This is a genomic window from Pseudomonas sp. SGAir0191, assembly GCF_002812565.2.
In the GTDB taxonomy this organism is placed as follows: Bacteria; Pseudomonadota; Gammaproteobacteria; order Pseudomonadales; family Pseudomonadaceae; genus Aquipseudomonas; species Aquipseudomonas parafulva_B.
Genome location: NZ_CP025035.2, coordinates 1818916 through 1835149, shown reverse-complemented (window position 1 = coordinate 1835149; position 16234 = coordinate 1818916). Strand labels below are relative to the sequence as shown.

Genomic DNA, 16234 nt, shown 5'->3' with positions numbered 1-16234 from the left:
AATGACGTTGCATTAAAAACATAAAACCCAACGATCCTGTCCTTTTGTGCCCTCAGCGGCCAGGAGCCTGAGCATGAGCTTTTTCGCTGCCCCACCCACTGTCGAGACCACCGTTTTCACGCGCCTGCCCGATCATTTCCGAAGCCCACGGCCTACCGCCTGGGCCAACGCCAATCGCCAGGGTCGGGCCATCGATTCGTTCCTTGAAGGCCCTTCGTTTGATCGATCAGGTCGGCTTTACGTGACGGACATACCCAACGGCCGGATTTTCCGCATCTCACCCCAAGGCGAGTGGGAATTGGTGTGCCAGTACGACGGCTGGCCCAATGGCCTGAAAATCCATCAGGACGGACGAATCTTCATCACGGACTACAAGCGCGGGCTCATGGTGCTCGACCCGCACTCAGGGACCATCGAACCGCTGCTCGATTCGGCCGGTTCCGAAGGGTTCAAGGGCGTCAACGACCTCGTGTTTGCGCCCAACGGCGACCTGTACTTTACCGACCAAGGTCAGACTGGCTTACAGGACCCTACCGGACGGGTCTACAAACTCGATGCCCAAGGTAATCTGAGCTGCCTGCTCAACACTATTCCCAGCCCCAATGGCATCGTCTATGACCCCAATCTGAACCACCTGCTGATAGCGGTCACCCGCGCTCAGCAAATCTGGCGCATCCCGCTGGGCAACGGTTCGATGATCGGCAAGGTCGGCGTCTTCGCGCAGCTCCACGGTGGGCTTGGGGGCCCGGACGGTCTGGCCCTGGACGCCCAGAGCAATTTGTACATCGCTCACACCGGGTTCGGCTCGGTGTGGAAGCTGTCCAGGGTCGCCGAGCCCCTGCAACGCATCGTCTCCTGCGCAGGTATCAGCAACACCAACCTGGCATTTGGTGGCGACGATGGCCAGACGTTGTTCATCACCGAATCCGAGACCGGCAGCATCCTGCAGGTCCGTACCCACGCACCAGGATTGCCGATGTTCTCCCACAGCTGAACGCGCCTGTCAGCGCACACCACAACTACAAAAAGAGTGACGACATGACTTACGAAAACCCTAGCGCACAAGCGCCGCTCAGTGACGCCGAGGGTGAACGCCTGATGCGCCGGATCCTCTGGCGCCTGGTGCCATTCATCTTCATCTGCTACGTGATCAGCTACCTCGACCGCACGAACGTGGGTTTCGCCGCCATCAGCATGAATCAGGACCTGGGCCTGACAGCGACGATGTTCGGTTGGGCGGCGGGCCTGTTCTTCTTCGGTTATTTCATGTTTGAAATCCCCAGCAACCTACTGATGCAGCGCTTTGGCGCGCGGGTATGGATCGCACGGATCATGATCACCTGGGGACTGATCTCGATGGCCACCGCATTTGCCACCGGGCCCATCAGCTTCAGCATTGCACGGTTCCTCCTGGGGCTGGCCGAAGCGGGCTTCACCCCTGGGGTCTACCTGTATTTCACCTACTGGTTCCCAGGCAAGTGGCGGGCCAAGGCCACGGCGGCATTCCTGCTGGGCATCCCTGTGGCCAACATTGTCGGCTCACCGTTGTCGGGCTGGCTGATGGAGCAGCACGGTGTCTGGGGGCTCAAGAACTGGCAGCTGCTGCTGGTGACCGAGTCAATGCCGGCAGTGCTGCTGGGTATTGCCTGCCTGTTCGTGTTGGTCGACACCCCGGCCAAGGCCAAGTGGCTCAAGCCCCGGGAGAAAGCCTGGCTCACTCAGCGCCTGGCTCAGGAGCAACAAGCGATAGGTGCATCCCACGGCACGACCCTGCGCGCTGCACTGACCAACCCGAAGGTGTTCACGCTGGCTGCGATCAATTTCTGCTGCATCGTGGGCTCCATTGGCATCGGCCTGTGGCTTCCACAAATCATCAAAAGCCTGGGCATTTCCAGCGGGACCGTAGGTTTCGTGGTAGCACTGCCCTACCTGCTGGGTGCGGCGTCCATGACCCTATGGGCGCGCCTGGCCAACCGCAGCGAGCACCGTCTTCCTTACGTCGCCAGTGCGCTCGCCTTCGCGGCCTTGGCATTGGTGGGCGCAGCGTTGATCGAGCAGCCGGTGATGAAGATCGCCTGCTTGTGCATGGCGGTCTCCGGGATTTTGTCTTTCCAGGCGACCTTCTGGGCCATTCCATCGACCATTCTGACCGGCCGTGCGGCCGCTGGCGGCTTGGCCATGATCGTCTCGATCGGCAATCTCGGCGGGTTCACCGGCCCATTCCTGATCGGCCTGATCAAAGATGCCACGCAAAGCTTCACGCTGCCTTTCTTCGCGGTTGCATCGATTCTGTTGATCGGTACCTGCCTGATGCTGTGGCTGGGTGATCCTGCCAAGCGCCAGACGCCCCAAGGCCACGGCCAAACGGCTTGATGCCCAGGAGCTGCGCCCTGACCGCCCCCGTCCGCAGTAAGCGGACGGAGGCTCTGCCGGCCCAAGCCGTCGCCCCTTCTTCCAACCACAGTGCCCAGTGCTTGTACATGGCGCTGCTGGGCGGTTAACGTCTGTAGCCTCCCGGCTACCCTGCGCCGCCTCCCCGTGCGCGCAGCGACCCTGTCGGCCAGGTTCGAATACGGAAAAAGGCACACATGGCGACTGACCTCATCACCGAAGCAGGCTACCAAGCCCTTAAAGATGAACTGGACTGGCTTTGGCGCGATGAGCGACCGGAGATCACGCGCAAAGTGACCTGGGCAGCGTCCCTGGGCGATCGCAGTGAAAATGCGGACTATCAGTACAACAAGAAACGGTTGAGGGAAATCGACCGGCGTGTGCGCTACCTTCGCAAGCGCATCGAGAACCTGCGCGTGGTGCCCTACTCGCCCGCGCAGGAAGGAAAAGTGTTCTTTGGGGCGTGGGTAACCATCGCCAACGAGGAGGACGAAAGCAAGCGGTTCCGAATCGTCGGCGCGGATGAAATCTACGACCGCAAGGACTTCATTTCCATCGATTCACCGATGGCCCGGGCCTGTATAGGCAAATGCGTCGGGGACGAGATCACGGTGCGCACGCCAACGGGGGAAGCCTACTGGGACGTCACCGACATTCAATACGATGCACACGAAACCGCGCCCCGGTTCGTCAAACCCTGATTCTTTTGCACCGCTGCGCGGAACCGCAGGCTGCTCAGCGTGCCGTGATCAGGCCTTGGCGTGCGATACGCACCAGGTGGCCGATCACTTCGGCCGAGGCCTCGGGCGCGGGTGCTTGAATCACGGCAAGGTCGAACCGGTCATTGGCGTACTGGGCGAAATGCTCGCCGGTCTCGGCGAACTGAATCAGGAATGCGCGGGCCTGGCCCCTTCGACGGGACAAACCTTCGAGGTGGCGCAAAAGTGTGGGTTGGTGCGGCCCCCCAAGCAGGATGCGCGGGGTACGCGATGCCTGACTGACAGGCAGAGGGCTTAGACAAACGCTGGTACGTGGGCAACTCATGGTGCATTCTCCGCCTCGCCAATCTCGCTGGGCAGCGGTGGGAGGCGTCACCGAACCAGCGCTTTAGCGGTATTTCGAAACACCCCTGGGGCGTCTCTGCGCCCCGCAAGTAGCTGTTTAAATCGGCGCAGGCGTCATGCTAGAGCGATTGAACCGAACATGCAAGCGCCCGATTCTGGCCAATTGCCTGCTCCGGTGCGGCCCTGCTCAGTGCTTGCCCTTGGGCTCCAGCACCCGCCGCTCCCGATTGAACGCCAGAAAGTACTTGTTCACGCTGTTGACGAAGTTGACCGGCCCCATGCCCACCTGCTCCATGGCGATGCGTTCGGTCTGGAAGAACCATTGGTTACCGTTGAGTCCACGCTTGCGCGCTTCGGCGCGCATGGCTTGCACGCGCTCGGGGCCGAGGTTGTAGGCGGCCAACACGAACGCCATGCGCTCACGCTCATTGATGCGGGGGCTGGAGAAGAACTTGCGCCGGATCAGGGCCAGGTAACGCGCGCTGGCCTGGACATTGCCGTCCACCGTCTTGATGTTGCTGACCCCGACCCGCTGGGCAGCTGCCGGCGTGATCTGCATCAACCCGTGTGCGCCCCCTGCCCCGCGCGCGGCCGGGTTGAGGGTCGACTCCTTGAATGCCAAGGCGGCAAGGTTGAGCCAGTCGATCTGCTGCGCTTGGCCATGCTTTTTCAACACGGCACTGACCGAGGCCAACCGCTGGCGGTCCTGATGGGCGAGCGGGTTGTGTACCCGGTACTGACGCCGATAGATGCGCTCGAACGCTGCATCCTCGTTGTCAGGGGCACGATAGTTTTGTAGGAAGCGGTCGACCGATGCCTGCAACTGCGGCGAGTTACGCCCAACGTACCAGCGCATGGCTTGCGGGGGCCCCAGGTGCACGCGTGGGTTGACACGCAGCTTCGGCATGACCTTTGACCAGCGGCGGGCGATTGGCTGCTCGACCACGGTCAAGTGATAGATCCCGGCCTGGACCATCTCCAGCACATCCTCGATGGCCAAGGTCGGATCCACCCACTCGACCTTGACCGCAGGGCGCTTGCGCAAGGCCAGGCGCTGGTTCAGTTGCTCAATCACCGGGCCCGCGGCACTTGCGCTGGTCAGCGCGATGGTGCGGCCTGACAACTGTTCTGCCTGGCTGAAGGTGCGCTCCCCCTTGCGTCCGACCAACACCAGCGCCACCTGATCACGTACTGGGGCAGTCGCCACGACATTACGCACCGTGGCAGGATCGAGCAGTTCGCCTGGGGCGGCCAAATCGCCCTCCCCGCGCCCCAGTGCGCCCAGGAGTTGCTCCTTGGCGCGGGGGATCAGTTTGAGTTCGATGCGCTGGCTGTCCTGTGCCCGGGCATTGAGGAAGTGCTCGAGCGCGCGCAGGCGGTAGTACTCGACGCCCACCGGCTCGCCCTTCACTTCGCCGGAGCTGTTGCGGCTTTGATTGACCAGCACGCGCAAGACCTTGCTGCTGCGAATGTGCTGGAGATCGCGGGCATTGGCCGGCGGGATGTGGTGCTGCGGGCCCGGGGGACGTACCTGCGTCTGCGCCTGGCTGGCCAGGGACAGCCCTAACAGCAGCATGAACATGAGCCAGTAGCGTGGCATTCAAAGGATCCGTCGTGAGTGGGTAGCCAACAATGACGTTCGCCACGTTTGGGCTTGAGGTCAAAAAGACCACGCCCTGGACTTGAAGTTCTTGGACAGCCAGTTCGGCACGGGCTTTTGCTATGCTGGCGTCCCTGCGGCACGAGGTAGCACCATGCAATTGATCGATATTGGCGTCAACCTGACCAACAGCAGTTTCCATGACCGCCAAGCGGAAGTGGTCAACCGCGCCTTGGAAGCGGGCGTCGCGCAAATGGTTCTGACAGGCACCAGCCTGCCTGTGAGTGAACAGGCAATTGACCTTTGCCAGCAACTGGACAGCGCGCAAACTCACCTGTTCGCGACGGCCGGGGTTCACCCGCACGATGCAAACAGCTGGAACAGCCAGAGCGAAGCGCACATGCGCCAACTGCTCGCCGAGCCGCGGGTGCGCGCTGTGGGCGAATGCGGCCTGGACTTCAATCGTGACTTCTCTCCACGCCCTGCTCAGGAAAAGGCCTTGCATGCCCAGCTGGCATTGGCCGTGCAATGCCAGCTACCGGTGTTTCTCCATGAGCGCGACGCCAGCGAGCGCCTGCTGGCCATCCTGAAAGAGTATCGCGACCAGTTGAAAGCAGCCGTGGTCCATTGCTTTACCGGGGAACGTGCTGCCCTGTTCAGCTACCTGGACCTGGACCTGCACATCGGCATCACCGGTTGGATCTGTGACGAACGACGTGGGACGCACCTGCATGGACTGGTGGGCAGTATCCCAACCGGCCGCTTGATGCTGGAGAGCGATGCGCCATATTTACTGCCGCGCAGCCTGCGCCCTAAGCCCAAGAACGGGCGTAACGAGCCGGCGTACCTGCCTGAAGTGCTGCGAGAAGTGGCGCTGCACCGCAGGGAAACCTTGCAAGAAACCGCCGCGCACACCACTGCGACGGCCAAGGCATTCTTCAAATTACCGTAGCTACCCTGATATCTCTTGATACATATCAACACCCTCCGAGTCGCTCTGGGCACAATGATGGCACCTTGCCAATATTGTTTTCGCTCAACTCAGAGAAGACCTGCCCATGGGTGCCTGGCTTAGCAATGTTTCACTGAAATACAAGTTCTGGGCGGTCAACGCCGTAGCCTTCGTGACCACCTTGCTATTGGTGCTGTACGCGGTTCACCTGGAGCAACGCGCCCGTGCTGAAGGGGCTGTACACCAAGCCACCGCACAGGCAAGCCTGCTGGCGGCGTGGCCCGAAAGCCAGCCTTTGCCTCTTTCGCCAAGCATCATCACCTGGCGTGCTGGGCAGACGCCCTCCTTCGCCGGCGAGCCCCTGGAGGCCCTGCGCGGCGCACAGGGCTGGGTAGCACTGCCCTCCAGCCAACTGTTGGGACAAGACCCATTACAGGGTGCTCATGTGCTGCAAAGCGGTGATCATTTCGTCGCAGTACTTGCCCAGTCACCCAGCCTGCGCCAGGTCTTCATCGATCGATTCTCGCATTATGCGGTGTGCGTGCTGATTCTGATGCTGGCCATGCTCGCCGCTTCGCAACTGCTGATCCGCTTTTTGCTCAGCCAGCTCAACACGCTCAAGGACGTGATGCTGCACGTGGAAAAAACCGGTGATCTGGCCGCGCGCGTACCCCTGGCGGGCGGTGACGAAGTCGGTCAGATGGCGGGCGCCTTCAATGCCATGCAGGGTACCTACCACCGTATCGTCAGCACCGTTGCCACCACTGCAGCACAGCTCGACTCAGGTGCTGCGCGTCTTGCGGCCAGCATGAACGACGTGCGCCACGGCATGCTGGGGCAGCAGAGCGAAACCGACCAAGCGGCGACAGCCATCAATGAAATGTCCGCCACCGTCTACCATATCGCCCAGCATGCAGGGGCGACCCGCGATCTTTCCCAGACCGCCGACACGCTCGCCGGCAGTGGAAAAGACGTGGTCAATCGTGTGCAGACGTCCATTGCCGGGCTTTCCAGCGGCGTCCAGCAGACCGCCGAAATGATCCGTCAACTGGCCGAAGACAGCCAGAAGATCAATGGCGTGGTCAGCGTCATTCACAGCATTGCCGAGCAGACCAACCTGCTGGCACTGAACGCGGCCATAGAAGCGGCCCGTGCCGGTGACCTGGGGCGCGGGTTCGCCGTGGTGGCCGATGAGGTGCGCAACCTGGCCAAACGGGTTCAGTCATCAACCGACGAGATCACCACCATGGTGTCTGCCCTGCAGTCAGGCACCCGGGATGCGGTCGAGTTCATGCAGGAAAGCTCCTACAAAGCCGACGATTGTGTAAAACAGGCCCAGGAAGCAGGTGCGGCATTGGCCGAGATCACCGGCGCAGTGGCGCAGATGCGTGAAAGCAACACCCAGATCGCCGTGGCTGCCGAACAACAGAGCCAGGTGGCAGAGGAAATGAACCGCGCCGTGGTCAGCATCCGTGATGTCACCGAGCAAACCGTGCAGCAGACCGTAGGTTCGGCCACCACCAGTTCGGAACTCGCGACACTGGCCGGCGCGCTTAACAAGGCCATAGGTCAACTGAAGCTATAAGGTTCATAGCCAGCGCCGATTGGCTCTGCGCGCGCCTGCACACTAAGCTTTGGGCATGACCGAGAGGAAGTGCCCATGAACAAACGCCTACCCAATCTGCTCGCCTGGCAATGGCGCGGCTACCCGCATAGTCATCGTCACCCTGCAAACCTGGTGCTGCATTTGATAGCGGTTCCGCTGTTCATTCTAGGTGCGTTGTTGATCGTGTCTGGCTTGTTAGGGCTGGACATCGTGCAGCTGGCCGTCGGTCTGCTCGCCCTGGTCGCGGCCATTGCGCTTCAACGTCACGGCCACCGCCTGGAGGCGGACACTCAAGAGCCCTTCATCGACCGTACTGACCGGGTTCAACGCGTGCTCAGCGAACAGTTCATCACATTCCCGCGCTTCGTCCTGAGTGGCGCGTGGTGGCAGGCCTGGCGCGACCGTCATAAGCCTCGACGGTGATGGGCTTTACGCAAATACCGTCACCGTTTGCCTGCTCAAGGCCAACAACGCGCCATCGTCACTCCATAATGCGGCGGCGGCATGGCCATAGCCCTCGTGTGCGTATTCGGTCTCCACACGGTACTGGCACCAATCGCCAGCGTTCAGCGAGCGTACAGGCTGCACGAACTCGATGGTCCAGGTAAGCGTACTGCCGGCCGCTGGCTGTTTCAGCATGGGCAGTACGCTAGGTGGCCATGCGTCTACCAATGCCAGCAGGTGCGCCTCGCTCATTACCCCGCCCTGCATGTCACGCAAGCGCACCCAGCCCCCCATGACGCGCGAGTCATTGCCGCTGAACGGCAGCCCACCGATTGCCCAGCGCAACTCCAGGTTCTTCATGAATTCCGGGGTCACTCCCGGGATGTGAGGCAAGGCTGCCGCGCTTTCCTCAAGGGCTGGCATCTGCGGCGCAGGTAGGGGCAGTACGGACACCGCAGAGCTTCGTGCGGCGCCGAAACTGCCCTGTACCAGCGTCACCACCCGCCCCTGCTGCACGGCGCGGCCCAGCAGCGTGCTGACACCCGTGCCCTGGCGCAATACTTCGACCTCCAGACGAATCGGAGTATCTGCCGAAGCAGGGGCGACAAAGGTAATGGCCAGCGAGCGCACTGGGCGGTCATGGCCTAGCCGGGCACGCATCGCCTCGAACACCATGGCAGCCATCAGTCCGCCAAAGATCGCTCGTCCCTGGCCCCACCCTGCCGGTACGCGTACGCTGTCGGGGTGAGCTCTGGCAGCCTCAAGCACTTGTTCGAACGTCATTGGGCAGCTCCTGGACGGGTAACGGATGTCCATCCTAGCCGGCTCTAGCCCCCGCAGCAGCCTTCATATCGGTCATTGTCCGGGCTTGTGGTGGGCCAACGCCTCACCCAACGCGTCCAGCGTGCTGTCCGACCGACGCTCGGCCTCTTCCAGTTCGTGTGCCCATCCGCGAATGCAGCCAGCCAGATCGGCATGCTGTTGCGCTTGCAGCAGCCATTGCAGACGGTCATGCCAATCCCCCAGATCGCCCTGCGCGCGTTTCAGGGTGCGCTGAAGCTTCTTCGGGGCGTGGCCGAACTGGGGATAGGCTTCGTCTGCGTACCGCGCCCGTTTGATCAGCAACCGCAACCGGTGGCGATCGTGCTCGGGATCTTGCAAGGCCGCGGCCAGTTTGCGCCACTGTTTGCGCAGGCGTTTCTCGATATGCTTGTCCAACCCCTGAATCAGGCCATCGCGCTCTGCGCCACGCACAAACGCGGGAAACGCATCAACCGTCGCCAGCAGCCGGGTCAGCTGCGGGCTGCGTGCGACGCTGGCATAAGATGGTCCTCGCCCTTGCAGACGCCTGCGGCCAGCTTGCTCGGCCCCCTGGGCAATGAGGGCGGCGCCCAGCACCTCGCCATCGCGCAGCGGCGTGGTGAGCGTTCCAAGAGCCTTGGCAGCACTTTCGAGTGGCTCCACACCCGGCAGCCCGCGTAGCGGTCGCACCAGGCTGCGCAGGCGGCGCACGCTGGTGCGCAGATCGTGCAAGGCTTCACTGTCGGTGTCGACCGCCAGGCGTTCGCGGCACGCCAGGAGCCGGACGTGCAAGGTGATGATCTGGGCGATGAGGTGATCAATCATGTCAGACACGTGGCAACCCTCGATCAACGGCCGGCACGGGACTCACGGATGTAGAAGCGTGCTTTTTCAGCCTTGCGCGTGCAGCTTTCGTAACCCTCGAATTGCTGTTGCGTCTTGGCGCCAGTGAGCAGCGACAGCGCCTTGGAGTAACTCACGGCCCCGGCAAAGCCTTCAGCCTTGGCCAGATCGAGCTCCTTCCAGGCGGCGTCCAGTTGTGTGGCACAGCTGTCACGGTACGCCGTCTTGCCAGCGCAACCGGCAAGGGTCAGGGCAATCAACGGCAGGCAGATCCAGGCTTTCATCGGTTGAACCTCTGAGGGAAAGAAACAATGCACGTTCGACGCCAACCCGTTGCAAAAGTGCCCGCTTGGCTTCGCAAACCACATGCTCAACAGGTTGCGCATTGATGCCGAGGGTGCGATGCGTGCATTGTAGGGTTCAAGTCGCGAATGCTGAGGGAAGTTGATGAACAAACGCGTGGCATTGGTGCTCGGATCAGGCGGGGCCAGAGGGTATGCGCACATCGGCGTGATCGAGGAACTCGAACGTCGCGGATACGAAATCGCCTGCATCGCCGGGTGCTCCATGGGAGCGGTGGTTGGCGGCATCTACGCTGCAGGCAAGCTTGAGCAATACAAGCGCTGGATCGAGAGCCTGGACTATCTGGATGTCCTGCGCCTGGTGGATGTGAGCTTCAGTCTGGGCGCCATCCGAGGCGACAAGGTCTTCGGCCAGATCCGCAAGATAGTAGGCGACATCGACATCGAGCAATTGCGCATTCCCTATACCGCCGTTGCCGCTGACCTGACCAACCAGCAGGAGATCTGGTTTCAGGAAGGCTGCCTGCATCAGGCCATGCGTGCCTCGGCTGCCATACCCAGTCTGTTCACGCCTGTCGTTCAGGGTAACCGCATGCTGGTCGACGGCGGCATCCTCAATCCGTTACCCATCGTGCCCGTGGTATCGAGCCATTGCGACCTGATTATTGCGGTCAACCTCAACGCGACCAACCAGAAGCACTATCAACTTCCGGTGATAGAGCGGCCTGCGGCCTTCAAGATGCGATTCGATGCACTGATCAACTCGCTTGGCTCGCACCTGCCATTTCGCCGCAAGCCCGCCGAAGAATTGGTCCGTATCGAAAAAGGCATGACGCGCGACCGTTTTCCGCCCGCGAACCCTTGGCTGGCCGAGTCGGCAGATCCACAGGCGCAGCAGCCCACCGCTGCACCCGAAAGCGAAGGCGCGCCCAAGTCTGCCACCGGCTCGTTCATCATCGACAACGTAGGGCCCGCTTCGCTGCTGGACTTGATCAACCAGAGCTTCGAAGTCATGCAGACTTCACTGGCGCAGTACAAGATCGCCGGCTATCCGCCTGACGTACTGATCAACGTGCCCAAACGTGTGTGCCGCTTCTTCGAGTTTTACAAGGCGCCCGAGCTGATCGCGCTGGGGCGCGAGATTGCACGCGACACATTGGACAATCATGAGGGCGTCAAACGCTAACGCTAGCGACGCCTTCGCTCAGGTAAAAAAACAGGCCGCTTGCGGCGGCCTGTCGGGTGTTTCCAAACAGCTTTTAGTAACGCGTGATGTCCGCGTTGGCCTCCAGCTGTTTGCGGTAGGCGGCGAAGTCCTGCTGACCAGCACGAGACGCCAGGTAGCGGCGGATCTGCTGCTTCTCTTCATCCGTGGCCGCAGCACCGTCATTGACGCCCTTGAGTTGCAGCACGACCAGGCTGCCATCACGCAGCACTACGCTGCCATAGACGGGTTTGTCCTTGGCTTGCGGCTTGCCGAGACGGAACAATGCCTGCAGCTCGACAGGGTCGATACCGTCCTGACCACGCGAGACGGCTTCATAGGGCTTCCAGCCCTGGCCTTCCTGAACGCTCGCAGGGGCGATGGAGCCATCCCGCAGACCCGCGATCAGCTTGTCCGCCTTGGCCTTGAGGGCAGCGGTGGCTTTCTCCTTGGCCAGGTGCTCGCGAATGTTCTTGGCAACCGTTTCGAGTGGCAGCTGCGCAGGCTTGCGGTGTTCCTTGACGCGCAGTACCACCGTTGTCTCAGGATCAAGCTCGATGGCGGTGCTGTTGGCACCCTCTTCCAGCACTTCCTCCGAGAACGCTGCCTGCACCACAGAGCGGTTGGCAGTGATGCCGTCGCCGCCTTCGCGGCCGAACGGAGCGGACGTTTGGACCTTGAGGTTCAAGTCCTGGGCCGGCTGTACCAGGTCGGAGGCCTCGTAAGCGGCGTCCTGCAACTGCTTGCTGGCGTCCACGTAGCGCTGCTCGACCAGTGGCGTCTTGAGGTCGCGGGTCAGCTTGTCTTTAAGGCTAGCGAAGCTCGGCACCTCGGGCGCCTCGACGCCAAGCAGCTTGATGATGTGATAGCCGTATTCGGTACGAACCGGAGCTGAGACCTGCCCGTCGTGCAGCTGATACAGCGCCTGTTCGAACGCCGGATCGTACACACCAGGGCCGGCAAAGCCGAGGTCACCGCCGTTGGTGGCCGAACCTGGATCCTGGGAAAATTCCTTCGCCAACGCGGCGAAATCTTCACCCTTGGCCAGGCGCTGTTCGATTTCGTCAGCACGCGCTTTGGCTTGGGCATCGGTCGTCTTGTCGTTGACCTCGATGAGGATATGCGCCGCGCGGCGCTGTTCGGCAAGGTTGGCGATCTCCTTCTCGTACTGAGCCTTGAGCGCCTCGTCAGTGACTTTGGCTTGGTCGAAGAAGGACGATTTCTTGAGCTCTACGTAGTCGATGACGACTTGGTCAGGCGACATGAACTCCTTGGCATGGGCGTCATAGTGCTGCTTGACCTCCTCGTCGCTGACCTTGATCGCAGCCGGGTCGGCCTTGAAGGTCAAGGACGCGAAATCGCGGGTCTGCTTTTCAAGGCGTGCGAAAGCGTCGACTTGCTGATCGGTTACGAAGCTACTGCCGGCGATTCCGGCACGTAACTGCCCGATGAGCATTTCCTCACCGAGCATCTCGCGAAACTGCATACGCCCATAGCCCATCTGGCGGATGACCTGATCGAAACGGTCGCTGTTGAACTTGCCGTCAACCTGGAATTCCGGCGTTTGCAGCATGACCTGATCCAGCGCAGCGTCGGAAAACGCGAACTTGGCGTCTTTGGCACCCTCGAGCAACAGCTTGCGGCTGATCAGCCCCTTGAGGGCCTCTTCACGCAGCAGCTTGTCGTCAAGCAGCGCAGGATCGAAGTCCTTACCCAGCTGTTGCACCAACTGGCGGCGCTGCATGTCGGCCGCCTGGCTCAACTCGTTCTGGCTGATCGTTTCGCCGTTGACCTTGGCAGCATCCTGACTGTGGCTGGCGGCTTGGAAAATGGCTTCGAACCCGGTCAATGCCATCAGCACGACAATGAGACCGATGATGGTTTTGGCAATCCAACCTTGTGAATTGTCCCTGATATTTTGCAGCATGCGTCCCCCAGAGACGGCTGTACCACTGCGTCGACAACCGCGGAGCGTGGGTAGAGTCCTGATAAAAGAAAGGCGCATCCGAGGATGCGCCTTTTCTTAGCATACGAATCAGGCGGTAACGTTTGCGTCCCGCCTTCAGCGTGCTCGGACCTGGCCAGGCCGGGTCCGGCTGAAAGAGACGACTTAGTTGACGGCGTCTTTCAGGCCTTTACCTGCCTTGAAACCTGGCACCTTGGCGGCAGCGATCTTGATCGCCTTACCGGTCTGCGGGTTGCGGCCGGTACGCTCAGCACGATCCTTGACAGTGAAGGTACCGAAGCCGACCAGAACGACATCGTCGCCTTGCTTCAGGGCGCCGGTGACGGATTCGATCACTGCGTCCAGCGCTTTGCCAGCGGTGGCTTTCGAAATGTCAGCTTGTGCGGCGATAGCGTCAATCAGTTCCGACTTGTTCACTCGTAAGTCCCCTTGTGCTCTATTGAGTATGTTTCTAAGTATGTAAAGAAAGCGTGTGAAAACGGTGCTGGGTGGCCTGATGACAATAACGTGCCGCTTTATAGCAAGGCGCCGAAAATACTGTCAAGAAAGCCCCCCAGGCTAAAACTGCTAGTGCGTGCTAATTCTTTCCTTTGCCTCAGTGTCGCGCTTATCGTCCTTCGCGACAATGTCGGAAGCCACATCTGGCAAGGGCTCCGGGGCGTATTGCAGCGCAATTTGCAGGACTTCGTCAATCCATTTGACCGGTTTGATCTGCAGATCCTGTTTAATATTTTCTGGAATTTCCTTGAGGTCGCGCACGTTCTCCTCAGGAATGATCACCGTCTTGATGCCGCCCCGGTGAGCGGCCAGCAGTTTTTCCTTGAGCCCGCCAATGGCCAGAACCTGGCCACGCAACGTGATTTCGCCTGTCATCGCCACATCCGCACGTACGGGTATTTGAGTCAGGGCCGACACCAGCGCGGTGCACATACCGATACCTGCACTTGGGCCATCCTTGGGGGTGGCGCCTTCGGGCATATGAATGTGAACGTCGTGCTTTTCATGGAAGTCGGCTGCGATCCCCAGGCTGCGGGCGCGGCTACGCACCACTGTCTGCGCAGCCGTAATCGACTCGACCATGACGTCACCGAGCGAGCCGGTTTTGATCAACTGACCTTTGCCAGGAATGACCACGGACTCGATGGTGAGCAACTCGCCCCCCACTTGCGTCCACGCCAGACCCGTCACCTGGCCGATCTGGTCCTGCTGCTCGGCAAGGCCGTAGCGGAACTTGCGCACGCCCAGCAGGTGTTCGAGCTGCTCGCCGGCGACCTTGACCTTGACCTGCTTCTGCCCTGCGTGCTCCTTGACGACCTTGCGGCAGACCTTGGCAATCTGACGTTCAAGACCGCGCACACCCGCCTCGCGCGTGTAGTAACGAATGATGTCGCGGATAGCCGAGACATCGATCTCCAGCTCTTCTTTTTTCAGGCCGTTTGCCTTGACCTGCTTGGGCACCAAGTATTTGACTGCGATGTTGATTTTTTCATCTTCGGTGTAACCCGGAAGACGAATGATCTCCATCCGGTCCAGCAATGCTGGCGGGATATTCATCGAGTTGGAGGTGCACAGGAACATCACGTCCGACAGGTCGTAATCGACCTCCAGGTAGTGATCGTTGAAGTTGTGGTTCTGCTCGGGGTCCAGCACCTCCAGCAGTGCCGAGGCCGGGTCGCCGCGCATGTCGCTGCCCATTTTGTCGATTTCATCGAGCAGGAACAGCGGGTTACGCACGCCCACTTTGGTCATCTTCTGAATCAGCCGCCCGGGCATGGATCCGATGTAGGTCCGGCGATGGCCACGGATTTCAGCTTCATCTCGTACCCCGCCCAAGGCCATGCGCACGAATTTGCGGTTGGTCGCAGCGGCGATGGATTCGGCCAGGGACGTCTTGCCCACGCCAGGTGGACCAACCAGGCACAGCACCGGACCACGGATTTTCTTGACGCGCTTTTGCACGGCAAGGTACTCGAGAATACGGTCCTTGACCTCTTCCAGACCGTAGTGGTCTGCATCGAGAATGTCTTCGGCCTTGGCAAGGTCCAGGCGCACTTTGCTCTGGGCTTTCCAAGGCACCTGAACCAGCCAGTCCAGGTAGGACCGCACCACGGTGGCCTCAGCCGACATCGGCGACATCTGCTTGAGCTTGTTCAGCTCGGCCTGGGCCTTGGTCATGGCGTCCTTGGGCAGGCCAGCGGCTTCGATACGCTTTTTCAGCTCCTCGAGCTCGTTGTGACCCTCATCACCATCGCCAAGCTCTTTCTGAATGGCCTTCATCTGCTCATTCAGGTAGTACTCGCGCTGGCTGCGCTCCATCTGCTTTTTCACCCGGCCGCGGATGCGCTTTTCGACCTGCAGCAGGTCGATCTCGGCATCGAGCAATGCCAAGACATGCTCGACCCGCGTTGGCAGGTCGACAATTTCCAGAATTTCCTGTTTCTGCTCGATCTTCAGGGCCATGTGGGCAGCCATGGTGTCGACCAGGCGCCCGGGCTCATCGATGCTATTGAGCGAGGACATCACTTCGGCTGGCACTTTCTTGCCCAGTTGCACGTACTGCTCGAACTGCGAAAGCAGTGTGCGCACGAAAACTTCCGATTCGCGCTCGACAGCCTCGGTCTCGTCGATCAGCGACACTTCAGCGCGCACATGGCCGTCGACTTCACTGAAGCGCTCGACAGTACCCCGCTGCTCGCCTTCGACCAGCACTTTAACGGTACCGTCAGGCAGTTTCAGCAGCTGGAGCACAGTAGCTACGGTACCAACGCGGTATAGCGCGTCTTCGCCCGGATCATCATCAGCCGGGTTTTTCTGGGCGAGCAGGAGAATCTGCTTTTCGCCCGTCATCGCGGCTTCGAGGGCCTCGATGGATTTCTCACGCCCCACAAACAGCGGGATGACCATGTGCGGGTAAACAACGACGTCGCGCAATGGCAAAAGAGGCAAGTCGAGGGTGGTCTTCATGATTTCGCCTCTACAGCGGCCTTAGTGGCCGGAAACCGTGGAATTGATGTTTGGACCTAATGTGGGGGTACACCCGCGAAATTACAAGCGCTGGCGC

At 60.8% G+C, this 16234-nt stretch carries 15 protein-coding genes; 7 read left to right on the top strand and 8 right to left on the bottom strand.

Annotated features, from left to right (window positions below):
• The first annotated feature begins 73 nt into the window (after positions 1–73).
• The 3 genes from CWR53_RS08340 (at position 74) to greB (ending at position 3092) form a co-directional block, all read left to right on the top strand.
• Positions 74–994, top strand: coding sequence for an SMP-30/gluconolactonase/LRE family protein (locus tag CWR53_RS08340; RefSeq protein WP_058603793.1), 921 nt, complete (start codon positions 74–76; stop codon positions 992–994).
• A 44-nt stretch (positions 995–1038) separates the two neighbouring features.
• Entirely contained in the window at positions 1039–2373 is a 1335-nt protein-coding gene (locus tag CWR53_RS08335) for an MFS transporter (RefSeq protein ID WP_058603792.1), read from the top strand.
• A gap of 215 nt (positions 2374–2588) precedes the next feature.
• Entirely contained in the window at positions 2589–3092 is a 504-nt protein-coding gene (gene greB / locus CWR53_RS08330) for a transcription elongation factor GreB (RefSeq protein WP_058603791.1), read from the top strand.
• Between the two features lie 34 nt (positions 3093–3126).
• Here the strand turns inward: greB and CWR53_RS08325 are convergent, their stop codons facing one another.
• Together CWR53_RS08325 and CWR53_RS08320 are read right to left on the bottom strand one after the other, a co-directional pair.
• On the bottom strand, positions 3127–3435 hold the full coding sequence (locus CWR53_RS08325) for a hypothetical protein (RefSeq protein WP_100851228.1): 309 nt from the start codon (positions 3433–3435) through the stop codon (positions 3127–3129).
• A gap of 207 nt (positions 3436–3642) precedes the next feature.
• Positions 3643–5055, bottom strand: a complete 1413-nt coding sequence (locus tag CWR53_RS08320) for a transglycosylase SLT domain-containing protein (RefSeq protein WP_100851227.1) — start codon at positions 5053–5055, stop codon at positions 3643–3645.
• A 154-nt stretch (positions 5056–5209) separates the two neighbouring features.
• Between CWR53_RS08320 and CWR53_RS08315 the strand changes: the two genes are divergently transcribed.
• The 3 genes from CWR53_RS08315 to CWR53_RS08305 all read left to right on the top strand — a co-directional run bounded on the left by CWR53_RS08315 (position 5210) and on the right by CWR53_RS08305 (position 8036).
• Entirely contained in the window at positions 5210–6007 is a 798-nt protein-coding gene (locus CWR53_RS08315) for a TatD family hydrolase (RefSeq protein ID WP_058603788.1), read from the top strand.
• A 106-nt stretch (positions 6008–6113) separates the two neighbouring features.
• Positions 6114–7592, top strand: a complete 1479-nt coding sequence (locus tag CWR53_RS08310) for a methyl-accepting chemotaxis protein (RefSeq protein ID WP_100851226.1) — start codon at positions 6114–6116, stop codon at positions 7590–7592.
• 75 nt (positions 7593–7667) lie between these two features.
• Positions 7668–8036: a hypothetical protein gene (locus tag CWR53_RS08305; RefSeq protein ID WP_058603786.1), complete on the top strand. Its 369-nt coding sequence runs from the start codon at positions 7668–7670 to the stop codon at positions 8034–8036.
• A 6-nt stretch (positions 8037–8042) separates the two neighbouring features.
• Here the strand turns inward: CWR53_RS08305 and CWR53_RS08300 are convergent, their stop codons facing one another.
• From CWR53_RS08300 to CWR53_RS08290, 3 genes are all read right to left on the bottom strand, one after another.
• Entirely contained in the window at positions 8043–8840 is a 798-nt protein-coding gene (locus tag CWR53_RS08300) for an acyl-CoA thioesterase II (RefSeq protein ID WP_100851225.1), read from the bottom strand.
• A gap of 72 nt (positions 8841–8912) precedes the next feature.
• Entirely contained in the window at positions 8913–9692 is a 780-nt protein-coding gene (locus tag CWR53_RS08295) for a CHAD domain-containing protein (protein WP_100851224.1), read from the bottom strand.
• 14 nt (positions 9693–9706) lie between these two features.
• Positions 9707–9985 (bottom strand): hypothetical protein, encoded by a 279-nt coding sequence (locus tag CWR53_RS08290; protein WP_023536014.1) that lies wholly within the window; start codon positions 9983–9985, stop codon positions 9707–9709.
• Between the two features lie 163 nt (positions 9986–10148).
• Between CWR53_RS08290 and CWR53_RS08285 the strand changes: the two genes are divergently transcribed.
• Positions 10149–11189: a patatin-like phospholipase family protein gene (locus tag CWR53_RS08285; RefSeq protein WP_100851223.1), complete on the top strand. Its 1041-nt coding sequence runs from the start codon at positions 10149–10151 to the stop codon at positions 11187–11189.
• 73 nt (positions 11190–11262) lie between these two features.
• On the opposite strand, the gene CWR53_RS08280 is transcribed toward CWR53_RS08285, so the two are convergent.
• The 3 genes from CWR53_RS08280 to lon all read right to left on the bottom strand — a co-directional run bounded on the left by CWR53_RS08280 (position 11263) and on the right by lon (position 16137).
• Positions 11263–13134, bottom strand: coding sequence for a SurA N-terminal domain-containing protein (locus CWR53_RS08280; RefSeq protein WP_058603782.1), 1872 nt, complete (start codon positions 13132–13134; stop codon positions 11263–11265).
• 183 nt (positions 13135–13317) lie between these two features.
• Positions 13318–13590 carry a nucleoid-associated protein HU-beta gene (gene hupB / locus CWR53_RS08275; RefSeq protein ID WP_058603781.1) on the bottom strand — a complete coding sequence of 91 codons (273 nt, stop codon included), beginning with the start codon at positions 13588–13590 and terminating at the stop codon, positions 13318–13320.
• Between the two features lie 150 nt (positions 13591–13740).
• Positions 13741–16137 (bottom strand): endopeptidase La, encoded by a 2397-nt coding sequence (gene lon, locus CWR53_RS08270; protein ID WP_058603780.1) that lies wholly within the window; start codon positions 16135–16137, stop codon positions 13741–13743.
• Between the last annotated feature and the right edge of the window lie 97 nt (positions 16138–16234).

Coding starts and splice junctions, on each gene's coding strand:
- CWR53_RS08340 (WP_058603793.1), top strand. CDS start 74: ATGAGCTTTTTCGCTGCCCCACCCACTGTCGAGACCACCGTTTTCACG.
- CWR53_RS08335 (WP_058603792.1), top strand. CDS start 1,039: ATGACTTACGAAAACCCTAGCGCACAAGCGCCGCTCAGTGACGCCGAG.
- greB (WP_058603791.1), top strand. CDS start 2,589: ATGGCGACTGACCTCATCACCGAAGCAGGCTACCAAGCCCTTAAAGAT.
- CWR53_RS08325 (WP_100851228.1), bottom strand. CDS start 3,435: ATGAGTTGCCCACGTACCAGCGTTTGTCTAAGCCCTCTGCCTGTCAGT.
- CWR53_RS08320 (WP_100851227.1), bottom strand. CDS start 5,055: ATGCCACGCTACTGGCTCATGTTCATGCTGCTGTTAGGGCTGTCCCTG.
- CWR53_RS08315 (WP_058603788.1), top strand. CDS start 5,210: ATGCAATTGATCGATATTGGCGTCAACCTGACCAACAGCAGTTTCCAT.
- CWR53_RS08310 (WP_100851226.1), top strand. CDS start 6,114: ATGGGTGCCTGGCTTAGCAATGTTTCACTGAAATACAAGTTCTGGGCG.
- CWR53_RS08305 (WP_058603786.1), top strand. CDS start 7,668: ATGAACAAACGCCTACCCAATCTGCTCGCCTGGCAATGGCGCGGCTAC.
- CWR53_RS08300 (WP_100851225.1), bottom strand. CDS start 8,840: ATGACGTTCGAACAAGTGCTTGAGGCTGCCAGAGCTCACCCCGACAGC.
- CWR53_RS08290 (WP_023536014.1), bottom strand. CDS start 9,985: ATGAAAGCCTGGATCTGCCTGCCGTTGATTGCCCTGACCCTTGCCGGT.
- CWR53_RS08285 (WP_100851223.1), top strand. CDS start 10,149: ATGAACAAACGCGTGGCATTGGTGCTCGGATCAGGCGGGGCCAGAGGG.
- CWR53_RS08280 (WP_058603782.1), bottom strand. CDS start 13,134: ATGCTGCAAAATATCAGGGACAATTCACAAGGTTGGATTGCCAAAACC.
- lon (WP_058603780.1), bottom strand. CDS start 16,137: ATGAAGACCACCCTCGACTTGCCTCTTTTGCCATTGCGCGACGTCGTT.